The organism is Octadecabacter sp. SW4 (genome assembly GCF_008065155.1).
Lineage (GTDB): Bacteria > Pseudomonadota > Alphaproteobacteria > Rhodobacterales > Rhodobacteraceae > SW4.
Genome location: NZ_CP042819.1, coordinates 1,021,542 through 1,044,757 on the forward strand (window position 1 = coordinate 1,021,542; position 23,216 = coordinate 1,044,757).

The 23,216-nt window shown below is 60.3% G+C and carries 23 protein-coding genes and 1 tRNA gene; 12 read left to right on the forward strand and 12 right to left on the reverse strand.

The window, feature by feature from the left end; all coding sequences use genetic code 11:
• Positions 1 to 59: 59 nt before the first annotated feature.
• On the forward strand, positions 60 to 446 hold the full coding sequence (locus FTO60_RS05130; protein WP_148054959.1) for a DUF2147 domain-containing protein: 387 nt from the start codon (positions 60 to 62) through the stop codon (positions 444 to 446).
• 54 nt (positions 447 to 500) lie between these two features.
• Here FTO60_RS05130 and hisH read toward each other — a convergent pair whose 3' ends face one another.
• Positions 501 to 1,139, reverse strand: coding sequence for an imidazole glycerol phosphate synthase subunit HisH (gene hisH, locus FTO60_RS05135; protein WP_148054960.1), 639 nt, complete (start codon positions 1,137 to 1,139; stop codon positions 501 to 503).
• Between the two features lie 22 nt (positions 1,140 to 1,161).
• A complete protein-coding gene (gene hisB / locus FTO60_RS05140; RefSeq protein ID WP_148054961.1) occupies positions 1,162 to 1,749 on the reverse strand; it encodes an imidazoleglycerol-phosphate dehydratase HisB in 588 nt (195 codons plus the stop codon).
• A 126-nt stretch (positions 1,750 to 1,875) separates the two neighbouring features.
• On the opposite strand from hisB, the gene FTO60_RS05145 reads away from it, so the two are divergent.
• Together FTO60_RS05145 and FTO60_RS05150 are read left to right on the forward strand one after the other, a co-directional pair.
• Entirely contained in the window at positions 1,876 to 2,493 is a 618-nt protein-coding gene (locus tag FTO60_RS05145; protein ID WP_254696893.1) for a GNAT family N-acetyltransferase, read from the forward strand.
• Positions 2,490 to 2,792: a Dabb family protein gene (locus tag FTO60_RS05150; RefSeq protein ID WP_148054962.1), complete on the forward strand. Its 303-nt coding sequence runs from the start codon at positions 2,490 to 2,492 to the stop codon at positions 2,790 to 2,792. Before FTO60_RS05145 ends, FTO60_RS05150 begins: the two co-directional genes overlap by 4 nt.
• 6 nt (positions 2,793 to 2,798) lie before the next feature.
• Here FTO60_RS05150 and FTO60_RS05155 read toward each other — a convergent pair.
• The 5 genes from FTO60_RS05155 to FTO60_RS05175 all read right to left on the reverse strand — a co-directional run bounded on the left by FTO60_RS05155 (position 2,799) and on the right by FTO60_RS05175 (position 6,242).
• Positions 2,799 to 2,873, reverse strand: a tRNA-Gly gene (locus FTO60_RS05155).
• Positions 2,874 to 2,935: 62 nt separating this feature from the next.
• A complete protein-coding gene (locus FTO60_RS05160; RefSeq protein ID WP_148054963.1) occupies positions 2,936 to 3,673 on the reverse strand; it encodes a TerC family protein in 738 nt (245 codons plus the stop codon).
• A 46-nt stretch (positions 3,674 to 3,719) separates the two neighbouring features.
• Positions 3,720 to 4,541 carry a metallophosphoesterase gene (locus tag FTO60_RS05165; protein WP_148054964.1) on the reverse strand — a complete coding sequence of 274 codons (822 nt, stop codon included), beginning with the start codon at positions 4,539 to 4,541 and terminating at the stop codon, positions 3,720 to 3,722.
• 168 nt (positions 4,542 to 4,709) lie between these two features.
• Positions 4,710 to 5,783, reverse strand: a complete 1,074-nt coding sequence (locus FTO60_RS05170; RefSeq protein ID WP_148054965.1) for a zinc-binding dehydrogenase — start codon at positions 5,781 to 5,783, stop codon at positions 4,710 to 4,712.
• A gap of 78 nt (positions 5,784 to 5,861) precedes the next feature.
• A complete protein-coding gene (locus tag FTO60_RS05175; RefSeq protein WP_148054966.1) occupies positions 5,862 to 6,242 on the reverse strand; it encodes a VOC family protein in 381 nt (126 codons plus the stop codon).
• A 226-nt stretch (positions 6,243 to 6,468) separates the two neighbouring features.
• On the opposite strand from FTO60_RS05175, the gene FTO60_RS05180 reads away from it, so the two are divergent.
• Positions 6,469 to 6,654 (forward strand): hypothetical protein, encoded by a 186-nt coding sequence (locus FTO60_RS05180; protein WP_148054967.1) that lies wholly within the window; start codon positions 6,469 to 6,471, stop codon positions 6,652 to 6,654.
• 5 nt (positions 6,655 to 6,659) lie between these two features.
• On the opposite strand, the gene FTO60_RS05185 is transcribed toward FTO60_RS05180, so the two are convergent.
• Positions 6,660 to 10,103, reverse strand: a complete 3,444-nt coding sequence (locus FTO60_RS05185) for a pyruvate carboxylase (RefSeq protein WP_148054968.1) — start codon at positions 10,101 to 10,103, stop codon at positions 6,660 to 6,662.
• Between the two features lie 88 nt (positions 10,104 to 10,191).
• Positions 10,192 to 11,346, reverse strand: a complete 1,155-nt coding sequence (locus FTO60_RS05190; protein WP_254696894.1) for an alpha-hydroxy acid oxidase — start codon at positions 11,344 to 11,346, stop codon at positions 10,192 to 10,194.
• Positions 11,347 to 11,473: 127 nt separating this feature from the next.
• On the opposite strand from FTO60_RS05190, the gene FTO60_RS05195 reads away from it, so the two are divergent.
• Complete coding sequence (locus tag FTO60_RS05195; RefSeq protein ID WP_148054970.1) at positions 11,474 to 13,825, forward strand: ATP-dependent helicase; 2,352 nt, start codon at positions 11,474 to 11,476, stop codon at positions 13,823 to 13,825.
• A 10-nt stretch (positions 13,826 to 13,835) separates the two neighbouring features.
• Entirely contained in the window at positions 13,836 to 14,393 is a 558-nt protein-coding gene (locus tag FTO60_RS05200) for a hypothetical protein (RefSeq protein ID WP_148054971.1), read from the forward strand.
• A gap of 71 nt (positions 14,394 to 14,464) precedes the next feature.
• On the opposite strand, the gene FTO60_RS05205 is transcribed toward FTO60_RS05200, so the two are convergent.
• Entirely contained in the window at positions 14,465 to 14,731 is a 267-nt protein-coding gene (locus FTO60_RS05205; protein ID WP_148054972.1) for a hypothetical protein, read from the reverse strand.
• Between the two features lie 283 nt (positions 14,732 to 15,014).
• On the opposite strand from FTO60_RS05205, the gene FTO60_RS05210 reads away from it, so the two are divergent.
• Positions 15,015 to 16,235, forward strand: a complete 1,221-nt coding sequence (locus FTO60_RS05210) for a GSCFA domain-containing protein (RefSeq protein ID WP_148054973.1) — start codon at positions 15,015 to 15,017, stop codon at positions 16,233 to 16,235.
• A 40-nt stretch (positions 16,236 to 16,275) separates the two neighbouring features.
• Here FTO60_RS05210 and FTO60_RS05215 read toward each other — a convergent pair whose 3' ends face one another.
• Together FTO60_RS05215 and FTO60_RS05220 are read right to left on the reverse strand one after the other, a co-directional pair.
• On the reverse strand, positions 16,276 to 16,869 hold the full coding sequence (locus FTO60_RS05215) for a LysE family translocator (protein ID WP_148054974.1): 594 nt from the start codon (positions 16,867 to 16,869) through the stop codon (positions 16,276 to 16,278).
• 472 nt (positions 16,870 to 17,341) lie between these two features.
• A complete protein-coding gene (locus FTO60_RS05220; protein WP_148054975.1) occupies positions 17,342 to 17,554 on the reverse strand; it encodes a DUF1127 domain-containing protein in 213 nt (70 codons plus the stop codon).
• 286 nt (positions 17,555 to 17,840) lie between these two features.
• Between FTO60_RS05220 and FTO60_RS05225 the strand changes: the two genes are divergently transcribed.
• From FTO60_RS05225 to FTO60_RS05245, 5 genes are all read left to right on the forward strand, one after another.
• Positions 17,841 to 18,914 (forward strand): Mrp/NBP35 family ATP-binding protein, encoded by a 1,074-nt coding sequence (locus FTO60_RS05225; protein ID WP_148054976.1) that lies wholly within the window; start codon positions 17,841 to 17,843, stop codon positions 18,912 to 18,914.
• A gap of 672 nt (positions 18,915 to 19,586) precedes the next feature.
• Positions 19,587 to 20,090, forward strand: a complete 504-nt coding sequence (gene mraZ, locus FTO60_RS05230) for a division/cell wall cluster transcriptional repressor MraZ (RefSeq protein ID WP_148054977.1) — start codon at positions 19,587 to 19,589, stop codon at positions 20,088 to 20,090.
• Complete coding sequence (gene rsmH, locus FTO60_RS05235) at positions 20,087 to 21,073, forward strand: 16S rRNA (cytosine(1402)-N(4))-methyltransferase RsmH (protein ID WP_172623806.1); 987 nt, start codon at positions 20,087 to 20,089, stop codon at positions 21,071 to 21,073. Before mraZ ends, rsmH begins: the two co-directional genes overlap by 4 nt.
• A complete protein-coding gene (locus FTO60_RS05240; RefSeq protein ID WP_148054978.1) occupies positions 21,073 to 21,426 on the forward strand; it encodes a cell division protein FtsL in 354 nt (117 codons plus the stop codon). The genes rsmH and FTO60_RS05240 overlap by 1 nt, the downstream gene beginning before the upstream one ends.
• Entirely contained in the window at positions 21,423 to 23,207 is a 1,785-nt protein-coding gene (locus tag FTO60_RS05245; protein ID WP_148054979.1) for a penicillin-binding protein 2, read from the forward strand. Before FTO60_RS05240 ends, FTO60_RS05245 begins: the two co-directional genes overlap by 4 nt.
• The last annotated feature ends 9 nt before the right edge of the window (positions 23,208 to 23,216 follow it).

Below are 23,216 nucleotides of genomic sequence, written 5' to 3' on the forward strand. Positions count from 1 at the left end.
GTTGCGTGGAATCGCCTGTGCGGCGCAATGTCACCCCAGTTCTTTGGGAGGAGACCAAGATGAAGAAGATTATCCTTGGCATGGTTGCCGCAGTTGCACTGGCGGGGGCCGCATTTGCCGACCCGCTGGAAGGCATGTGGCGCACGGTGCCTGATGACAACGGCAACAGCGGATTGATTCAGGTGGCCCCCTGTGGATCGACCCTGTGCGGCACCCTGATCCGCGCCTTTGATTCCAGCGGCAATGAAATGGCGTCACCCAATGTGGGCCGCCAGATCATCTCGGAAACCGTTGCCCAAGGTGGTGGCGCGTATCGCGGCAAGGTCTGGTCGCCGGATCGCGACAAGACCTACAACTCGCGTCTGCAGTTGAATGGCGACACGCTGTCGGTGTCGGGCTGTGTGCTGGGCATTTGCCGTGACGGTGGCACCTGGACGCGCCAGTAACTCACTGATCTGACTAGAACAAACCCGCGCCTGTTTGGTCAGGCGCGGGTTTTTTCATGGCCGCCAGCGCAGAAAATTGGCGATCATCCGCAGACCGGCGGACTGGCTTTTTTCGGGGTGGAACTGTGCGCCGATGATGTTGTCGCGCCCGACAATCGCCGTGACATCGCCGCCATAGTCACAATGGGCAAGGCGCTGGGCAGGGTCACTGACCGTCATCGCGTAGGAATGCACAAAATAGGCGTGATCGCCGGATGTAATCCCGTCCAGCACCGGGTGGGCCGCATCAATCACCAGATCGTTCCAGCCCATATGCGGGACGGGCAGGGCGGGATCATTCGGCGTGATCTTGTCGATCGAGCCGCCGATCCAGCCGAAACCGGGGGTGTCCTGATATTCGTGGCCCACTTCGGCCAGCATCTGCATGCCCACACAAATCCCGAAAAAGGGCACGGCGCGGTTTTCCACGGCGTCGATAATCGCTTCGGCAAGGCCGGAAATACCGTGCAGTTCACCGTGGCAATGGGGAAAGGCCCCGTCACCGGGCAGCACGATCCGGTCGGCGGCGGCGATCACCTCGGGCAGGCCCGACACGATCACCTCGCCGCCGTCTACCTCGCGCGCCATGCGTTCAAACGCCTTTTGCGCGGAGTGCAAATTGCCGGAGTCGTAATCAACAAGCACGGTTTTCATACGGCTTTTCCTGCGCCCGGGGTCACAAGGCACCCTTGGTCGATGGAATCGCATCGCCCTTGCGTGGATCAACCTCCACGGCGCTACGCAACGCCCGCGCGACCGCCTTGAAGGCCGCCTCGGCGATGTGGTGGCTGTTGAACCCGTGCAACCGATCAATGTGCAGCGTGATGCCGCCATGCGTGGCCAGCGCCTGAAAAAACTCTTGCACCAGTTCCGTGTCAAAGCTGCCGATCTTGGCCGTGGGGAGGTCAAGATTGCAGATCAGATAGGGGCGCGCGGACAGGTCCAGCGCGCAACGCACCTGCGCGTCATCCATCGCCAGATGGCATTCGCCATAGCGCCGGATGCCCTTTTTGTCGCCCAACGCCTGCGCCAGCGCCTGACCCAGCGCGATGCCAACGTCTTCGACAGTGTGGTGATCGTCGATGTGCAGGTCGCCCTGCGCCCGCGCGGTGATATCAATCAGCGAGTGGCGCGACAGTTGGTCCAGCATATGGTCAAAAAACCCGACACCGGTCTGGCAATCATAGCTGCCGGTCCCGTCAAGGTTCACCTCGACGCTGATATCTGTCTCTGCCGTTTTGCGGCTGATTTTTGCGGTCCGCATGGGATCCTCCGTAGTGGGTTGCCCCGCTTATAGGCGCGGCAACGCACCACGCCAAGCCACCAGATTTCGCGATTGAACCCCTGTGACGTGCATGCCAGCCTTACCGCGTGTTTAATCAGACGAAAGATGCGCCGCATGGCCCTTGAAAACGGTTTCCACGATGTGCCCGCAGGCAAGATCGCGATGGTCGTGACGCACCTTGAAATGCGCGCGCGGCCTGCCCCGCGCGATATTCCCGATGTGGCAGGTCTGGCGCTGCGCCGCGTGCCAAGCCCCGATCTGGCATGGTATCGCGCGCTGTTTCGCCGTGTCGGTGCGGATGATTGGCTGTGGTTTTCGCGCCTTGTGATGGATGACGCAAAGCTGACCGCGATCCTGCAAGACCCTGACGTCCACGTTTGCGCGCTGACCAAAGACGGCGCGGATATGGGCCTGCTGGAACTGGATTTTCGCGAGGGTGGCGCTTGCGAGCTGGCCTACTTCGGGATTGATCCCGCGTTGATCGGGCAGGGCGCGGGGCGCTGGATGATGGAACAGGCCACAGCACTGGCATGGGATGCGGGCATCAGCCGCTTACATGTGCACACCTGTTCGATTGATCACCATGCCGCCCTCGGGTTCTATCTTCGCAGCGGGTTTAAGGCGGTGCGCCGCCAGATCGAAGTCGCCGATGATCCGCGCCTGATTGGCGTGCTGCCTGAAACCGCAGGCGGGCATGTGCCGGTGATTGGCGATGACAGATGATCCGCCACACGGTCTTTTTCACAGCCCGCGACCCCGATGATCGCGACACGATTTTTGCCGGCCTCGACATCCTGCGTGCCAATCCCCATGCGCTAAAGCTGCATGTCGGGCGCAATTTGCAGACCGATGACATTCCTGGGCCGCAAGTCGATTTCGTGGTTTACGGTGAATTTGCCGATGCCGCGCAGATGGCGGCCTTCAAGGCGCACCCGCTTTATGCGGAATCGATCCGCATCGTGCGGCCATTGCGCGATTTGCGCGTGTCGGCGGACGTTCTGATCAAAGACGAAGGGGATTAACGAAACTGGAGCGGGCGAAGAGATTCGAACTCTCGACCCTAACCTTGGCAAGGTTATGCTCTACCCCTGAGCTACGCCCGCACCGGTTTCGTGCCGCTGATCTATATTTGCGCGCGGGCCACTGCAAGACCCTATTTCAGATTCTAGCCGACTTTTTCCGCCTGTTGCCGCCGCTTTCGTTGCCGCAGCAGGTTGAGCCCTTCAACCGCTCCGGCAAAAACCATCGCCGCGTAAATAAAGCCACGTTCCACATGGGCTTGAAAGCCGTCCGCGACCAGCGCCATGCCAACCATGACCAGAAATGCCAGCGCCAGCATTTTGGTGCTGGGGTGGTTTTCGACAAAATTGGCGATCGGCGTGGCGGCCACCATCATCACGATGATCGCGATAACAACGGCGGCAATCATCACTTCGAGGTGGTCGGCGATGCCCACAGCGGTAATCACGCTATCGAAGGAAAAAACCAGATCAAGGATCATGATTTGCACAACAACCGACAGCAGGGTCGCGCCGACGACACGTTCGGGTGTGGTGTGCAGATCTTCGCCTTCGACCTCGTCGAAAATCTCGGTGCTGGCCTTGTAGATCAGGAACAATCCGCCCGCGATCAGGATGATATCGCGCCAGGACACGACCCAGCTGAAAATGGTAAAGGCGGGGGCCGTCAAGCCGATGATCCATGTGATCGAAAACAACAGGGCGATGCGTAGCACCAGCGCGCCCATCAGCCCGTAAAACCGCGCGACGGCGCGTTTTCCCTTAGGTAATTTGGACGCCGCGATCGAAATAAAGATCACGTTATCAACGCCCAAGACGATTTCAAGCAGGGTCAGCGTCAGGAACGACGCCCAGACGGCGGGATCGGAAAGCAGGTCAATCATGTGCAGGCCCCAAGGTTCGCGTGATACTTATCGACGCCTGCGCCACTTACAAGGGCTCGCCATCGGGCAGGGCATCGGGACCGGTGAATATCTGCCCATTCAGGCCAACATCTTCGGAATGGGCCACGACCCCTTCGTCGGTCAAAAGCAAGACGCCATAAGCGCCCGGTTCATCGACGGAAATCGTTGAATCGTGGCTGCGCAGATCAAGCGGGGCCTGATGGCAGGTGCTTTTGAACAGGGTAAAGGGCACGCCGCGCGTGCTGCCGGAAATCGTGCGATGCACATGACCGCAAAACAGATGCGCGCGGTGCGTGGCAAGCAGCGCCAGCATATCCGTCTCGCCGCTCAGGATGCGAATGCCATCCATGCCGGGCAGGCCGATATCCATCGGCGGATGATGGGAAAACACCAGCGGCACCCGCCCGTTGGCCCCGATCAGGGCTTCGCGCAGAAACGCCAGTCGCGTGGCGCAGATTTGCCCCGCATGGGCGCGATGCCCCATCAGGCCGTTGCGCGTATCAAGCGTGATCAACCGGTGCGTGCCGATATCGGTGACCGCCTGCACAAAGCCATCCGCATCAGGCGCGGTGGGAAAGGCATCCCGAAACGCGGCCCGCACATCATGATTGCCGATCATCGGGATCAGCGGAACGGGTAGATCGTTCAAGGCGTCGGCCAGTCGCGCATATTCGCTGGCTTTGCCCGAATGGGTCAGGTCGCCCATCAGCACCATTGCCGCCGCATCCGCGTGACGGGCCAGCGCATGTTCAAGCGCGCAGCGCAGACGCGTCAGCGGATCCAGGCCGATGATGGTTTCGCCCGCACTGCGGATATGCAGATCGGTCATGACAAGAACCTTGTGCATGGCTATTCCCAGTCTATTGGCACGGGGTTGTCGGGCAAAAGCGATGCGAAATAGGCCGCTTCAACGTTCAGCATCACTTGGATCATCGGCACCACCTTTCCGTTGTTTGCAACATGATCACAGCCCGTCACCATAATGGGCAACCCTCACAAGGCGCAGCACAGCCCATCACGGGGCGGCACCGGCGACAGTCAGGCAAATCTTGCCAACATGGGTCTTTGCGGCAAAGGCAGCCTGGGCGGCGGGCAGGTCGCGCAACCGGTATGTCGCGGCAATCGCGGGGCGCAATGCACCCCTTTCGACGATACGGATAAGGTCTTCAAAGATATTATCAGGCTGATGGGTTGACCCGAACAGCGTCAAATCCTTGAGGTAAAGCGTGCGCAGGTCAAGTGGCACGATCGGTCCCGCAATCGCGCCTGATGTCACATAACGCCCGCCAGCTTTCAGGCCATCCAGCAGCGCCGGAAATGCCGGGCCACCCACAAGATCAAGCACCACATCAAAGCTGTCGGCAGGGGGCACCGCATCGCGGTCCAGCGTGGCGTGCGCGCCCAGTGCCATCACCGCCTCCGCCTTGCTGCCTTGGGTCACGGCCGTCACCCTGGCCCCGCGCAGATGTGCCAATTGCACCGCGGCCGCCCCGACGCCGCCCGAGGCCCCTGTGATCAACACGTTTTCGGCCTGCACAGCGGCGCGCTGCAACATGCCCTCGGCGGTGGAGAACGCGCAAGGCAGCGCGGCTAGTTCAATGTCGCTCAGATCCGACTGCACGGCGAGTGCGTCATGCGACGGGGCCTTGGTGAATTGCGCAAAGCCACCGTTGCATTCGGACCCGAACGTCGCGATCGTCATCGTTCCGTCGGCACGGGTGCGCGATGACATGGCCCGCACCAGCACCCGTTCGCCAATCCGCGCGGCATCGATTCCAGCACCGACGGCAACGATATGGCCGCAACAGTCCGCGCCCTGGATCAGCGGGAGATTCAACGCCGCCCCCGACCAGCTGGCGGCGCTGTCCACGGTACCCGTGACCGCATCCGTGGCCGTCGTCACGTCCCGCGAATACCAGCCAATCCGCGTGTTGATATCGGTGTTGTTCACCGCCGAGGCCGCCACCTTGATCACCACTTCGCCCGCCTCTGCCTGTGGCACTGGCAAATCTTCGCGCCATTCCAGCATTTCGGGGCCGCCGTGGCCCGTCAGCACAAAGCCGGACATGCGGGTGGGAAGCGTGGACATGAGAAGACCTTTCTTTGAACTGGTCGGACCACCCTGTTGGATCGGGCGGGCGGCGTCAATTATGATTGACGGGCGGACTTAGCGCGCGAACTGGATCAAATCCCAGCAGTTGCCAAAGGGGTCGCGGAACACGGCGACGGTGCCATAGGGTTCCTGGCGCGGCGCTTCCTCGAATGCCACGCCCTTGGCCTGCAGTGCGACGTGATCGCGGGCAAAGTCCTCGGTCTGGAGAAACAGCCAGACCCGCCCGCCGCCCTGTTTGCCAATGAACGCGGCCTGATCACCCACGGCGCGGGCCAGCAGGAACGCTGTCTGCGCCCCCGCGGGCGCGACCCTGACCCAGCGCTTGCCGCCGCCCAGGTCGGTGTCTTCCAACAATTCCCAGCCCATGATGTCGACAAAAAACGAGATCCCCGCGTCATAGTCGGGCACGAGGAGGGACAGGAGCGCGAGGTGCATGTTCGGACGCTGACACACTTAACCCTTCTTTTCCATTGCCCAAGGGCAATGGCAGCGCCCGAACCGCCCCCACGGGGCGGGCGAGGTGCCAGGATTAAGCTTAAGCGATTGAAATAAATGTTGTTTCTTCGCCAAGACTTGGCTGCGGGCATTGGCCGAATAGTGCGTGCATTGGACGAAACCAAGTTGGGAAGCAGACTTGGGCACCAACAAAGGAATAAGTCTAATGACCAACGAAAGTTTCCTCCTGCGACTGGTCGCAGAATTCACACAAGGAGCGACCGCCGTTCAACTATTTGACAGGTATTGGCCGCGCATTCACACGTTCGAATGGGTGATTGACGAGAACTCGCTGAAACTACTTTTGAGCGAGGCAAAACAGATTGCCGCAGATGGCGATCCACTTGCCTAGTCGCATCACTCCAACTCCACCAACAGATCCTTGGCGTCGATCTGCCCGCCCGCTGACACATGCACGGCCTTGACCACCGCGTCGCGTTCGGCGTGGATGCCGGTTTCCATTTTCATCGCCTCGATGGTCAGCAGCAGGTCGCCTTTCTTGACCTCTTTGCCAACGGATGCCGCCACGCTGGCGACGACACCGGGCATGGGCGCGCCGATGTGGTTGTCGTTACCCGCTTCGGCCTTGGGGCGCTGGGCGGTTGTGGCTTTGACGAGACGGTTGGGCACGCGGATCGTGCGTGGCTGGCCGTTCAGTTCAAAGAACACCTTGACCTCGCCATCCTCGTTGGTCTCGCTCATCGCTTGCAGACGAATTTCCAGTGTCTTGCCCGGATCGATCTCGGCGGTGATTTCCTCGCCCGGTTCCATCCCGTAAAAGAACGTCCTTGTGGGCAGGGTGCGCACGGGGCCATAGGTTTCGTGGCGCGCGGCGTAATCGGTAAAGACCTTGGGATACATCAGATATCCGTTTAGATCCTCGTCATCAAAACTGGTTTCGGGGAATTTCGCCGCCAGTTCTTTGCGCGCCGCATTCAGATCGGCGGGCGGCAGATGTTTGCCGGGCCGGTCCAGATTTGGCTTTTCGCCTTTCAGCACCTTCTTGACGATCCCGTCGGGGAACCCGCCCGGAGGCTGGCCCAGATTGCCGCGCATCATGTCGATCACGCTATCGGGAAAGGCGACGTCAACGGCGGGGTCTTCGACCTGCGCGCGGGTCAGCCCCTGAGCGACCATCATCAGGGCCATGTCGCCAACCACCTTGGACGAGGGCGTGACCTTGACGATATCGCCGAACATCTGGTTGACGTCCGCATAGGTCTGCGCGACCTCGTGCCAGCGCTCTTCCAGCCCCAGACTGCGCGCCTGCGCCTTGAGGTTGGTAAACTGCCCGCCGGGCATTTCGTGCAGATAGACCTCGGATGCGGGGGCTTGCAGCCCGCTTTCAAAGGCGGCGTAATGGCCGCGCACCTGTTCAAAATAATTGGAAATCTCGCGGATCGCGCCGATATCAAGGCCGGTGTCACGGTCCGAAAATTTCAGCGATTCGACGATTGACCCAAGCGTGGGCTGTGAAGTGTTGCCCGAAAAGCTGTCCATCGCCGCATCGACACAATCCACACCGGCGGCCGAGGCCGCAAGCACCGTCGAGATCGCCGCGCCGCTGGTGTCGTGGGTGTGGAAATGGATCGGCAGGCCGACCTCGTTTTTCAGCGCCGTGATCAGGGCCGTGGCCGTGCCTGACTTCATCAATCCGGCCATGTCTTTCAGGCCCAGCACATGCGCGCCGGCCTTTTCCATCTCCTTGGCCATGCCGATGTAGTATTTCAGGTCATATTTGGACCGGTCGGGGTCAAGCATGTCACCGGTGTAGCAAATCGTGCCTTCGCAGACCTTGTTCGCGTCAATCACCGCGTCCATCGCCACGCGCATGTTTTCCACCCAGTTCAGGCTGTCAAAGACGCGGAATACATCAACGCCCGATGCCGCCGCCTGACGGACAAATTCCTGCACGACGTTGTCGGGATAATTGGTGTAGCCCACCCCGTTGCTGGCGCGCAGCAGCATTTGTGTCATGATGTTGGGCATCTTTTCGCGGATGTCGCGCAGGCGCTGCCACGGACATTCCTGCAAGAACCGATACGCCACATCAAACGTGGCCCCGCCCCAACATTCGACGCTGAACAGCTGATGCATATTGGCCGCATAGGTGGGGGCCACGCGGATCATGTCGATGCTGCGCATCCGCGTGGCCAGCAGGGATTGGTGCCCGTCACGCATGGTTGTGTCGGTAATCAACAGTTGCTTTTGCTCGCGCATCCAGTCGGCCACGGCCTCGGGGCCGAACTGGTCAAGGATCTGGCGTGTTCCGGGGGTGGTGTTTTCCACATAGGGCACAGGCGCCTTGGGCAATTTCAGGTCCGCATGGGGCAGGGTGCGCCCGGCGGTTTCGGGATGCCCGTTGACTGAAATATCAGCCACATAGGTCAGGATCTTCGTCGCGCGGTCGCGGCGTTTCTTGAAATCGAACAACTCCGGCGTCTCGTCGATGAATTTGGTGTGGTATTCGTTGTTCAGAAACGTTGGGTGCTTGAGCAGATTTTCCACAAAGGCGATATTGGTGCTGACCCCGCGAATGCGAAATTCGCGCAGGGCGCGATCCATACGTGCAATCGCTGCCTCCGGGGTTGGGGCCCAGGCGGTCACCTTGGTCAGCAAGCTGTCGTAATAGCGCGTGATCACCGCGCCGCTATAGGCCGTGCCACCATCAAGCCGGATGCCCATTCCCGTGGCGCTGCGATACATCTGGATGCGGCCGTAGTCAGGGATGAAATTGTTGCTGGGGTCTTCGGTCGTCACACGGCATTGCAGGGCGTGGCCGTCCAGTTTCACGTCATACTGGCTGGCCGCTCCGGTGGCCTCGATCAGGGATTTTCCTTCGGCGATCAGGATTTGCGCCCGCACGATGTCAATGCCGGTCACTTCTTCGGTGACGGTATGTTCCACCTGTACGCGGGGATTCACCTCGATAAAGTAAAACTCGCCGCTTTCCATATCCATCAGGAATTCGACGGTGCCGGCGCATTCGTAATTCACGTGCTTGCAGATTTTCCTGCCCAGACTACAGATCGTTTCGCGCTGGGTTTCGCTAAGATACGGCGCGGGCGCGCGTTCCACGACCTTCTGGTTGCGCCGCTGGACGGAACAATCGCGCTCGTAAAGGTGGTAAATCTCGCCAAAACTGTCGCCCAGGATCTGCACCTCGACGTGGCGCGCGCGCATGATCATCTTCTCCAGGTAACCTTCGCCGTTGCCAAAGGCGGCCTCGGCCTCGCGCCGCCCCTCCAGCACTTTTTCTTCCAGTTCGTCCTCGGACATGATCGGGCGCATGCCCCGTCCACCGCCGCCCCACGACGCCTTGAGCATCAGCGGATAGCCGACCTCGGCCGCCTCTTTTCGGATCGCGGCCATGTCATCTCCCAGCACTTGGGTGGCGGGGATCACCGGCACGCCCGCTGCGATTGCAACGCGGCGCGCGCTTGCCTTGTCGCCCAATTGGCGCATGGTTTCCGCCTTGGGGCCGATAAAGGTGATACCGGCTGCCGTGCAGGCATCCACGAAATCGGGGTTTTCCGACAGCAACCCATAGCCCGGGTGGATCGCATCCGCGCCCGACATCTTGGCAACGCGGATGATCTCGTCAATGCTCAGATAAGCGGCGACCGGCCCCAGCCCTTCACCGATGCGATAGGCCTCGTCTGCCTTGAACCGGTGCAGGCCCAGCTTGTCCTCCTCGGCGAAAACGGCAACCGTCTTTTTGCCCATCTCGTTGGCGGCGCGCATCACGCGAATGGCAATTTCGCCACGGTTGGCAATCAGGATTTTCTGGAAGTCGGCCACGGCAGGTTCTCCGGCTTATTGTGCAGTTGCAGCATTTATGAGGGTTTTCTATCCCATGTAAACAGGAACTTCGCAGGAATTGTTACCGCTAACAGTCTGGCTGGGCGAGGCATGAAGGCAGATCAGCCAGCCCCGCCGCGCCGATCTGGTGCATGTTGGCGACCATGTCCGCGCGCAACAGATCGATCAGATGCGCCGGCCCATCCGCACCCAAGGCCCCCAAGGCATAATGCCATGCCCGCCCCAGCATGACGAAATCGGCGCCCTGTGCAAGCGCGCGCAGAATGTCCAGACCGCCGGCAATGCCACTATCCATGATCAGCGGCAGGGAGGTTGCCGCGCGGATAGCGGGCAGGGCATTGATCGTCGCGGGCGCGCCGTCAAACTGGCGCCCCGCATGGTTGGACACCCAAAGTGCATCGACGCCCGTATCCCCCAACCGCGCAGCATCATCGGCGTTCAGCACGCCCTTGATGATCATCTTGCCGTCCCATGCGTCGCGCAGCGCCCGCAGGTAATCCCAATCGGGCGAGGTGCGCAGCAAATAGCCCACATGGGCATTGGAGGGCAGGGTGCCGGATTTTGCCAGGTCACCCGCATAGCCGTCGATCAATCGCATCCGCGGCATGCCGTGGCGAAGCGTGCCTGCCGCCCAAACGGGGCAGCGCGCGACCTGCGCCAAAAGGCGCGGGGTCAGCCGGGGCGGCTGCACCAAACCGCCCCGCGTCTGACGTTCACGCCGCGAGGGGGCGGGCACATCAACCGTCAGCACCAGCGTGTCAAAGCCGCCGTCGCGGGCCCGTTCCAACATATCCGCACGGATTGCCGGATCGCGCGGCGGATAGATCTGGAACCAACCATGCCCGGCCACAAGCGGGCCGACATCCTCGGGTGTCTGCGTTGCCACGGTGGACAGGGTATAGGGCAGCCCCGCTTGCGTGGCGGACGCCGCCAACAGCCGTTCGGCATCCGGCCAGATCAGGCCCGACATCCCCACTGGGGCCACCCCAAAAGGCAGCGGATAAGGGCGGTCCAGAAAGGTCTTGGCAGTGTCCGGCGTCAATTCGCCATGCAGGATCGACGGGCGCAGGCTCACATCGTCCAAGGCGGCACGGTTGCGGCGGGGCACGGATTCCGCGCCGGTCGCGCTGTCCAGATACTCCCAGACGAAATGCGGAATCCGGCGGCGCGCGGCGCGCTTCAGGTCGCTGATCGCGGGGTATCTCGTGTGCAGATCAGCCAATTCACATAGTCCCTGTCGTCCGTTGCATCCAAGATGCAGGCTAGCCATTACGCCACTTTGCGCAAGATGCGAACAGAGGGCGAACATTGGCTTTTCTTGAGCGCGCCCTTGCGCTAGATTGCGCGTCATGAGCAGTTTTTCCGATGATGACGCCTTTGAAGCCGCCGCGATTCCCCTGTCGCAACGGGCGATGGCCCGCCCTGCGGCCCCCTATCTGGACGGGCTGAACCCCGCCCAAAGCGAGGCGGTTCAGGTGCTGGATGGCCCGGTCTTGATGCTGGCAGGGGCCGGCACGGGCAAGACCAAGGCGCTGACCTGCCGGATCGCGCATTTGCTGACCACGGGCACCGCGCGGCCCAATGAAATTTTGGCCGTGACCTTTACCAACAAGGCCGCGCGCGAGATGAAAAACCGCGTCGGTGCGCTTTTGGGCGAGGCCGTTGAAGGAATGCCCTGGCTGGGCACCTTTCATTCGATCTGTGCCAAACTGCTGCGCCGCCACGCGGAACTTGTGGGGTTGAAAAGCAATTTCACCATTCTGGACAGCGATGACCAGCTGCGCCTGCTGAAGCAATTGGTGCGGGCGGAAAACATCGACGACAAACGCTGGCCCGCGCGTCTTCTGGCGGGGATCATCGACAGTTGGAAGAACAAGGCGTGGACCCCCGCCAATGTGCCTGTCTCGGAAAGCAGTGCCTATGACGGCAAAGGGGTCGAGATTTACGCCGCCTACCAGGCCCGGCTGAAAACCCTGAATGCCTGCGATTTCGGCGATCTGCTGCTGCATGTGGTGACGATTTTCCAGACCAACGACGACCTGCTGACACAGTATCAACGCTGGTTCAGATATATCCTCGTGGATGAATATCAGGATACCAACGTGGCGCAGTATTTGTGGCTGCGGCTGTTGGCGGGCGGGCATAAAAACATCTGTTGCGTCGGTGACGATGATCAGTCGATCTATGGCTGGCGCGGGGCCGAAGTGGGCAATATCCTGCGGTTCGAAAAGGATTTTCCGGGCGCGCATGTGGTCCGGCTGGAACAGAACTACCGCTCGACCGGGCATATTCTGGGCGCTGCGGGCGGGGTGATTGCGGCCAACACGAACCGGCTGGGCAAGACACTGTTTACCGACGGCGACGACGGCGAACAGGTCCGCCTGATCGGCCACTGGGATGGCGAGGAAGAGGCCCGCTGGATCGGTGACGAGATTGAGGCGATGCAAAGCGGCACCCGTGGCCGTGCGCAGATGGGCCTTGATAGCATGGCGATCCTTGTGCGCGCCTCCCACCAGATGCGCGCGTTCGAGGATCGTTTTCTGACCATCGGCCTGCCCTACCGCGTGATCGGCGGGCCACGGTTCTATGAACGGCTCGAGATTCGCGATGCGATGGCCTATTTCCGCCTTGCCGTCAGCCAGGACGACGATCTGGCCTTTGAACGGATCGTCAATACGCCCAAACGGGGCTTGGGTGACAAGGCCGTGCAGACGATCCAGATGACGGCACGATCTAACGGCGTCAATCTGGTCGACGGCGCGCGCCTGTGCGTCGAAGGCGGGCTGATCAAGGGCAAGGGTGGCGCGGCACTGGGCGAATTGGTGCAGGGGCTGGACCGCTGGCACCGCCAGGTGCGCGAGGAGGCTGACACCCACGTCGAACTGGCCGAGATGATCCTGGATGAATCCGGCTACACCGGTTTCTGGCAGGCCGACAAAACACCCGAAGCGCCGGGGCGGCTCGAGAACCTCAAGGAACTGGTCAAGGCCTTGGAAAACTTTGAAAACCTGCAAGGGTTTCTGGAACATGTCAGCCTGATCATGGACAACGAAACCGAAGAGCAGGGCGAAAAAGTCAGCATCATGACGCTGCACGCGGCCAAGGGTCTGGAATTTCCTGCCGTGTTCCTGCCCGGCTGGGAGGATGGGCTGTTTCCCAGTCAACGCTCAATGGATGAAAGCGGGCTCAAGGGGCTCGAGGAAGAACGCCGTCTTGCCTATGTGGGCATCACCCGAGCCGAGGAAATCTGCACCATTTCGTTTGCCGCGAACCGGCGCGTTTATGGCCAATGGCAATCGGCGCTGCCCAGCCGTTTCATTGATGAATTGCCCGAACAGCACGTCGAGGTGCTGACCCCGCCGGGCCTTTATGGTGGGGGGTATGGGGCGGCCGCACCTGTGCAATCGCACCTGCACGACCGCGCGGCCAGTGCGAATGTCTACAATTCGCCCGGATGGAAACGCCTGCAGGAACGCAGCCAGACGCGCAGCCAACCTGCGCCGCGCGGCGTCACGATTGATCTGGACGCCGTCGCGTCCTTTACGGTTGGCGACCGCGTGTTCCACCAGAAATTCGGCTACGGTGAAATCATAGCGATTGACACCGACAAGCTTGAAGTCGAATTTGACCGCGCTGGCACCAAAAAGGTCGTCGCGCGGTTTATCGTGGCCGCCGACAAGGCGGATGATGTGCCGTTTTAGGGGGATGTTTATGAAATTTTTAATTGTATTGGTGTCGCTGCTGGCTTTGTCGGGCTGTCGAGATGATGGTTTTCTTTCGAAACAAGAACTTGAAACCATTTTCGCGGTGAACGCAGTTTGTGGGGATGTAGAAACGACCTTAGACGGTTCGTGTGCGTGGGGCGAAGCTTATAACCAGTTTGGAAATGAAAGTGTTTTTGCTCTCTTCGCCAACCCTGTTGGCGATTACGAGCATCGGGTTGTTTTGGTTCAGATGATCTGGGATGGAGATTTTTTATGCATGCAGAATAGCGCTGCCGGCATCCGCGAAATCTACTCTGGCCCAACATTGGCGTTCAGGTTTGACCGTTCAAACGTGCGACGAGTCACGGACGGTGTGTTTCAACAAATGCTCCCACTTTTTGCACGCGAACAGGCTAACGATACTTGCTATCGCTATGCTTGGCGTGACGAAGATCAAACTCACTTAATCCGCACGAAGTTTGTTGAAGGAAATCAACAGCCAACGACCAAGCAAATGTTGCTTGTGCCACTAAGTGCTGGAGGGTTGGGGCTCGCTGGGCCGTGATTATTTATACAACAAACAGTTATAATGCGCCTGTTGCGGATCTATCTTTGACCAAGGTCAAAGGCATGCGTTCAACCCGCAAATAGGCCCGTCAGCCCCAAGCCCGCGATGACTGCAAAAAGCGACCATTGCGGCATCAGCAGGAACGGCTGTTTTTTCGACGTGATCAGCAGCAGGCTCCACAGGCAAAACAGCGCTGCGATCACGACCCACATCACGGCCAGCCCTGATTGTGTCGGGTCATAGGCGGGCCAGATTAGCCCCGCGCACATGGCGATCAGGGTGATCGACACAAGGTGCCAGCAGTAATAATTGGTGTATTTCGCAACGGAATGCATTTCGTGCGCGGCAAGAAGGGGGGGGCGGTAATTTCGCGCCCGCAGGCGATGATGTGGACCAGCGCGGTGATGCCAGCGGCAATGCCCGCGCAAAATAGCCAGAAATTTGCGATCGCGCCCATCGTGACACCCCTTGCTTTTGCGCCAAATTGCCGAAGTTCCGCGTAAGGCGCTACTTTTTCGCCATATGCCCCATTTCTGCCAAATTCGTCGTATTATTTACAAAATGGAAACAATCACCCAGAATCTCTGTTCACGGATTTGAAAGGGACGCGGGCGCACAATGACCAAGAAGAAAAAGCAGGCAAAAATGACCAAACCCGCCACGCCCAAAAGCCAGATGGAACTGCAGCAGTTCAACCGGATGAAGGCGGTTTATCATGACAAGGACGGCGATGCGAAGGCGCGCCACTCCCCGTGGTTCCGTGGCCCGCGCCCCAAACGCAACCCCGACAACCCCAAGATGGTCGCCCATACGGCCGCTGCCAATCACGTGATCGACGGCTGGGCGCCAGAAACGCCAGCGATTGACGGAAACACGAAAATCACCGCGTTCGGGTCTTGTTTTGCCGCCAATATCTCGAAATGGCTGGGCAAGCGGAACTACCGCGTCAGCGCCGAAGATCCCGACGCCCAGGATGCCTATGTGGTGCGTATCGGCGAAGGCATGGTCAATTCCTTTGTGATCCGCCAACAGTTTGAATGGGCTTGGGAAAATCGCAGCTTTGACGAAGATCTCTGGCATGGCTACGACAAGGAAGTCTACGGCTATGACGAAAATGTGCGCCTGCAAACCAAGGCGCTGTTTGACGACACGGATGTGTTCATCCTGACCTTTGGTCTGTCCGAAATCTGGTATGATGCGCAGACCGACAACGTGTTCTGGCGCACCGTCCCGAAAGAAGCGTTTGACCCTGAACGCCACCTGTTCCGTGTCTCGACGGTCGAGGAAAACCGCGACAATATTGCCGCGATCTACCAGTTGATCCGCAAGCATCGCCCCGACGCCAAGGTGATCATGACGCTATCGCCGATCCCGCTGATCGCCACCTTTCGCGATACCAGCTGCATCACCGCCAATTCGGTCTCGAAATCGGTGCTGCGTGTCGCCATCGACGAAGTGATGCGCGAATATAAGGACGACGGGCATCTGTTCTACTGGCCCAGCTTTGAACTGATCATGGATGTGTTCCGCGCGCCCTTCAAAGAGGATCGCCGCCATATCGACCCGCAGATCCTTGATTTCATCATGACCCAGTTCGAACACACATGGTGCAAGCCCGAGGATGGCGATATCCCGTCCCTGCTCGAGGCATGGGTGAGGGCCCGTGTTGCCGCTGGATTCCTGCCCAAACGTGTCTTGAAGTTTGTCGACAAGCGGATGAGCGGACGGCTGCGCGATATTACCACCAAGCCGATCTTTGAGGATGTGGACGAACCCGACGCCTCGCGCGCGTTGCTGCTTGCGCTGGCTGACGAATTTGATGCGCAAAAGGCTGCCTGACAGGCGCGTCTGGAAAATAGCGCGCTTTGGCGCGGCCTGCCTAGGCCAGGATCGGGATCAGCGTGGCCATCAACGCCGCCGCCATCGTCCAGTTGAACGCCCGCAGGCGTGACGGGGTCGCCAGCCAGCGGCGCACCTGTGTCCCGCCCCAGGCCCAGATCGACACCGACGGCAGGTTGACCAGCGCAAACACCACCGCAACAACCAAGGCGCCCCGCCAGCCTGATTCACCCGGCGCATAATAGGTCTGCGCCGTGATCGCCATGTAAACGGCCTTGGGGTTGACCCACTGAAACGCCGCCGCCTGCAGGAATGTCAGCGGTTTCCCGTCAGCCTGCGCGTCCTTGGGCGCAGCGGCATTGGCGATTTTCCACGCCAGATAAGCAAGATACAGCGAACAGATCACCAGCATGCTCTGCTTGATCACCGGATAGGCGCGAAACACCGCGATCAGCCCGATTCCCAGCAAGAACCCCATGAACCCATGCCCCAGCGATATTCCCAGCATATGCGGGATTGTCCGGCGCAGGCCGAAATTGGCCCCCGATGCCATCAGCATCAGGTTGTTGGGGCCCGGCGTGATCGAACTGACCACGGCGAATACGATCAGCGCTGAAAGAAGGTCAAATGTCATCCGACGAGGTTATGCGCAAAGCCCGGTCCAATCACCAGCGTAATGGGGGCGCCGCCCGGGATGCGCTTTCCCATCGACCACAAAAAAATGGCGACGCCCGGGAGGAGGTGGGCATCGCCATTCTTAGCGCAGGATCGTTCAGGGAGGAGGGCGAACGACCCATTACGGTATTGGGGTGATGCGGCGACATCGGGAGGAGGTGATGCCGCCGCTTCAGATGTGACGATCCGGTCAGGGAGGAGGAAGACCGAACCATCAAACGCGCCTTTCCGGGAGGAGGTGGATCAGCGCATTTTCGTCTTGCGGGCCGCTCTGGGAGGAGAAAGCGCCGCGGTATTGGGTGATGCGGCGACATCGGGAGGAGGTGATGCCGCCGCGTCAGTCTTGGTGGCCGGTCAGGGAGGAGGAAGACCAAACCACCACGATTAAGCGCGCCCTGAAGGGAGGAGGTGGGAGCGCTTAAAACCTTGAATTACTTGCCGTAAGCGGCCTCGTAGGCCACCGCGCGCAGGTTTGCGCGTGCCAGACCCAGATCGGCCAGTTCGCGGTCGCTCAGGTCGGCCAATTCGTTCATTGTCGCGCGGTAGGTGCGGTAGTTTGCGAAGCGGGTTGCCAGTGTTTCGCGCAGTGCGGCGAAACGGCCAAAGTCAAAACCGGCGACGCGGATATCGGAAGCGTGTGCCATAGTGTATCTCTCTTCTTTCATGCTGCTGCTCGGCAGCGTTGGTTGTGCGGGCGTTTCCCGCTCCAAGCGATGTTAGCGCTCTCGAGAACAAACATAGGCGATTGCTGCACCTGCACAATACGCCGATTGGTCAATGCTGCTATGCAGCGAACGCATAGTAAAAGTTTTGTGAAATCAGCATGTTGGTTAAATTTTAGGCATTGACCCAGCGTCGCCTTGCACTTTGCCTTGCGCTTGGCACATGGTGGCGCAAGTTTAAGCAGTTCGAAAACTCCGGAGGCCTCTCATGGCTGTTACCCCCAAACTTATCCACATGGCGCTGGCGCGTGTTACCCTGCCCGATGGTGGCGATTTGATGTCGCGCGACATGCTGCGCGCCCTGACGATTGACGGGCAGGCGGTGCGATTCGTCATCGAAGCGCCGACCCCCGAAGACGCACAACGCATGGAACCCGTGCGCGCGGCAGCCCAGGCGGCCGTGGCTGCGCTTGATGGTGTTCAGTCGGTTTCGGTGATCCTGACCGCACACGGCCCCGCCGCCAAACCCGCCGCACCGCCCAGCCTGAAAATCGGTGGCCACCCGAAACCGCAGGCTGGCCCGGAGCGGGTCGCGGGCGTGGACCGGATCATCGCCATCGGCTCGGGCAAGGGCGGCGTCGGTAAATCAACCGTGTCGTCCAATCTGGCTGTGGCTTTGGCGCGCGAAGGGCGGCGTGTCGGCCTGCTGGACGCCGATATATATGGCCCGTCCCAACCGCGCATGATGGGTGTCACCAAACGCCCCGCCTCCCCCGATGGCAAAACGATCATCCCGTTGCAGGCGCATGGTGTCACGATGATGTCGATTGGCCTGATGGTCGATCCGGCCAAGGCGGTGGTCTGGCGTGGCCCCATGCTGATGGGCGCGTTGCAGCAGATGCTCACGCAGGTCGAATGGGGCGAACTGGATGTGCTGCTTGTCGATCTGCCGCCGGGCACCGGCGATGTGCAACTGACCCTGTGTCAGAAAACCCACCTGACCGGCGCGATTGTGGTCAGCACGCCGCAGGACGTGGCGCTGCTGGATGCCCGCAAGGCGCTTGATATGTTCAACACGCTCAAGACGCCTGTCCTGGGTCTGATCGAAAACATGTCCACATATATATGTCCCAATTGCGGGCACGAGGCGCATCTGTTTGGCCACGGCGGGGTCGAGAAAGAGGCCGCCGCGATTGGCGTGCCGTTCCTTGGGGCGCTGCCGATTGATCTGGAGACCCGCCTTGCGGGGGACGCAGGCACACCGATTGCCACTGGCGACAGTGCGATGGCCGATGCCTATGGCGCATTGGCGCGCCGCCTGATCGCGGGTGGTATGGGCTAGCACCTTTCTCCGAGACGAGAGTTTGGGGGGCGGGCAGGGATGTCCGCCCCGTTTCGTCTAATCTGTCGGTATTGATGGGAAACTCTGGAACCGGCCTGTGATCTGCGAATCACAGACCCGAGATTCTGGGAGGATCAGGAAATTTCCGCAGGAATCCCATGGTCTGATCTGCTAATTGCCCCACCAGGCGAGCAATACAGGATAAAAATCCGGAAAACATCGGGAAAGTCTGGAACTTTTTGGGTGATCCGGAGAAGCACTATATGTTGTGTTTCACCGCAATAACTACCGCCACAATTCGTGTTAAAGGCTGATATTCATCTACTAGTTGTTGTGTTGAGAGGGGCCTAAAAACAACATGTGGACCAAATTTTTCAAAAAAACCTTTGCTTCCCATGATTTCCCATGTCACAAACTTCCTACGGTAGACGGGCAGACAATACGGGGCACCAAACGACCCCACCGACCGCAAGGTCAGGTTTCATACAGGCACCCATATACCGAACAAAGAGATCCGGCGCGCGAGCGAGCAGACATCCCCCCAGGTGGCGCGCGCAGCTGGACATCCCGGCAGCGGGACGAGGGCGGCGGATTGATCAGTGGCAGCAGATCAATCCGCCGTTTCCTTTTCAAACAGAGTTTTTCGGGGGAAAGTAGCGAGGCCGCGGGACAGTGGTTCTGAGTTTCAGAGGCGAATTCAACCAGAAGGTTGACGGCAAGGGGCGCATGTCGATCCCGGCCGATTTTCGCGCTGTGCTCACCGATGGCGACCCGCGTTGCCCCGAAGCCCCCAATCCCCGCATGGTCGTTTTGCATGGTCCACACCTGAAAAACTGCCTGCAAGCCTATACCATCGATGCGATGGCCCAGATCGAAGAGGGTATTCGCAAGCTTCCCCGCGGCAGCATCAAACGCAAGCAGGCCAGCCGGATGTTGCTTGGCAAATCATGGGACACAGAGGTTGATAAAGACGGGCGCATCGTCTTGCCCCAGCGCCTGCGCCAGCAAATCGGGCTGGAGGGCGAGGCTGTCATGGTCGCGATGGGCGAATATTTCGAAATCTGGAACGCCGCCACCTACGAAGCGATCGAAAACGCTGAAACCGATGCCTGGCTGGCGGAATTGCCTGATGATTTTGATCCGCTCAGCCTCATAGACGGGCCGGACGGAGAATGATGATGTCGGCTGCCACCGTCACCCCCCACATCCCCGTGCTGTTGCGCCCGATTATCAAGGCCGTCTCGCCCTTGTCGGGTGTGTGGCTGGATGGCACGTTCGGTGCCGGCGGCTACACCCGCGCATTGTTGGACAATGGCGCGGACAAGGTCATTGCGGTGGACCGTGATCCGCTTGCCTTTGACATGGCCGCGCCTTGGGCGGGCCAATACGGCGACCGGCTTGAGATGGTGCAGGGCACCTTTTCGAAACTGGATGAATACGGCCACGACCTTGATGGTGTGGTGCTCGATCTTGGGGTCAGCTCGATGCAGCTTGATCTGGCCGAACGCGGCTTTTCCTTCATGAAGGACGGCCCGCTGGACATGCGCATGTCGCAAGAGGGGCCAAGTGCCGCCGATATCGTCAACACCTATGCCGAGGACGATATCGCCGATATCCTGTTCCGTTATGGCGAAGAACGCGCCAGCCGACGGATCGCGGCCGCCTTTGTCCGCGCCCGCAACGAGGCACCGATCACCACGACCGGCAAACTGGCCCGCCTGGTGGAGGGCTGCTTGCCCCGCGCCAAACCGGGCCAAAGCCACCCCGCGACCCGCAGCTTTCAGGCGCTGCGGATTGCCGTGAATAACGAGTATGGCGAGTTGGCCGAAGGTTTGATGGCTGCCGAGCGTGCCCTGCGCGCCGGTGGCCTTTTGGCCGTCGTGACCTTTCACAGCGTCGAGGACCGCATGGTGAAACGGTTTCTTCAGGCCCGTTCTGGCGGGGGTGGCAACGCCAATCGTTACGCCCCCGTCGTCGAACGCGAAGCCCCGGCTTTCGAGGTGATCAACCGCAAGGCCATCGGGCCCGACGATCAGGAACTGGCGGAAAACCCGCGCGCGCGATCGGCAAAGCTGCGTATTGCACGCCGCAACGATGCCCCCGCAGGCGTGGTTGATCGGTCTGATCTGGGGATGCCAATGTTGAAGGGGGAAGGCTGATGCGTGGATTTCTGTTTGTGTGTTCCATTCTGGGTGTGATGGGGCTGGCCTTTTGGGCCTATCAGGAAAACTACCGCACCCAGCAAAGCCTGCGCGAGGTGCGCGACCTGAATACTGATATCGGCGCAGCCTACGAAAGGTTGAACGTCTTGCGCGCGGAATGGGCCTATCTGAACCGCCCCGACCGTCTGCGCGATCTCACCGAACTTAACTTTGACCGGCTGGGCCTCTTGCCCCTGATGCCCGATGCCTTTGGGCGGATCGAACAGATCGCATATCCGGCCTTGCCGCTTGGCCCGATTATCGACCCGATTGAAGTCAGCAGCGACAATGCCCCGGGAGACATCGAATGATCCGCACACCACTGCGCCCGCTTGCCCGTATTCTCAAGGCCCGCGCCAACGGGGAAAATCCCGCCGCGATCGAGGCCGAAAACCTGCGCCTGCGCCACGAGGCCATGCGCGACCGCGCCCGCACCCGTGCCGAGGGACGCCTGCTGGTGATGGGCGTGTTGTTTTTCTGCGCCTTTCTGGTGGTGGGTCTGCGCATGGGCGCGCTTGCCTCCTCGGTGCCCGAAGAACCCCGCACCGCCGTAAACGGCAACCCGATTATTGGTCAGCGCGCTGATATTGTTGACAGAAATGGCCGCATACTTGCGACAAACCTGGCGACCTATTCGGTATATGCGCAGGTTCCCGACATGGTCGATCCTGCACGCGCCGCCATTGAACTGGCCGCGATCTTTCCCGATCTGGACGGCGAAACCCTGCTCAAGGATTTTACAAGCGGGCGCCGTTTCGTGTGGGTTCGTCGCCAGGTCAGTCCCGAACAGATGCAGGCGGTGCACGATATCGGAGATCCCGGGTTGCTGTTTGGCCCGCGCGAAATGCGGCTTTATCCCAACGGATCGGTCGCCGCCCATATTCTGGGCGGGGCCTCTTACGGGCGCGAAGGTGTCCACTCCGCCGAGGTGATCGGCGTGGCCGGTGTCGAACGCACCTTTGACGAATTCCTGCGCGATCCAGCCAACGAAGGCGCCCCGCTGGAACTGTCGATCGACCTGACCGTGCAGGCCGCAAGTGAACGGGTCTTGCAAGGCGGCATGATGTTGATGAACGCCAAAGGCGCGACCTCGGTGTTGATGGACGTTCGCACGGGCGAGGTGATCAGCCTGGTTTCGCTGCCCGATTTCGATCCAAACAACCGCCCGCGCGTCTTGCTGGAAGGAAATCAGTCTGACAGCCCGCTGTTCAACCGCGCGGTGCAGGGGGTCTACGAACTTGGTTCCGTCTTCAAGATATTCGCCATCGCCCAGGCCCTTGAGCTGGATCTGATCGACCCAGCGACGATGATCGACACGCGTGGCCCGCTCAGATGGGGCCGCTTTAGCATCCGCGATTTCAGCAATTACGGGGCGCAACTATCCGCCACAGATGTGATCGTGAAATCGTCAAATATCGGCACAGCGCGCATCGCCATGATGGTCGGTGGCGAACGCCAGGAGCCATTCCTGCGCAGCCTTGGCCTGATGGACGCCACGCCTCTTGAACTCTCGGAAGCCCGCACCGGCAGGCCGCTCACGCCGCCCAACTGGTCGGAACTGTCAACGATGACGATTTCCTATGGTCACGGGCTGTCCACGTCGCCGATGAATCTGGCCGCCGCCTATTCCACCATCGTCAATGGCGGGACGCTGGTGCGCCCGACCTTGTTGCGTCAGGACAGGCCACAAATCGGCCCGCGTGTGATCAGCGAAAGCGTGTCGCGCCAGGCCGTTGATATGCTGCGCGGGGTCGTGACGCGTGGCACCGCGTCATTTGGCGATGTCGCAGGCTACCAGGTGGGTGGCAAGACCGGCACGGCTGACAAACCGCTGGAGCGGGGGGGCGGCTATTACGACGACAAGGTCATCGCGACGTTTGCATCCGTCTTTCCCGCCGCAGATCCGCAATATGTGCTGATCGTGATGCTCGACGAACCCTCGATTGATGCGCTGGGCGAGACGCGGCGCACCGCCGGTTGGACAGCCGTTCCCGTGGCTGCGGAAATGATCCGTCGCGTCGCCCCGCTGCTGGGGATGCGACCAGACGTTGAAACCGCCTCGCCGGTAGGTGTAACACTCACCGCGAACTAGGGTGGGAAC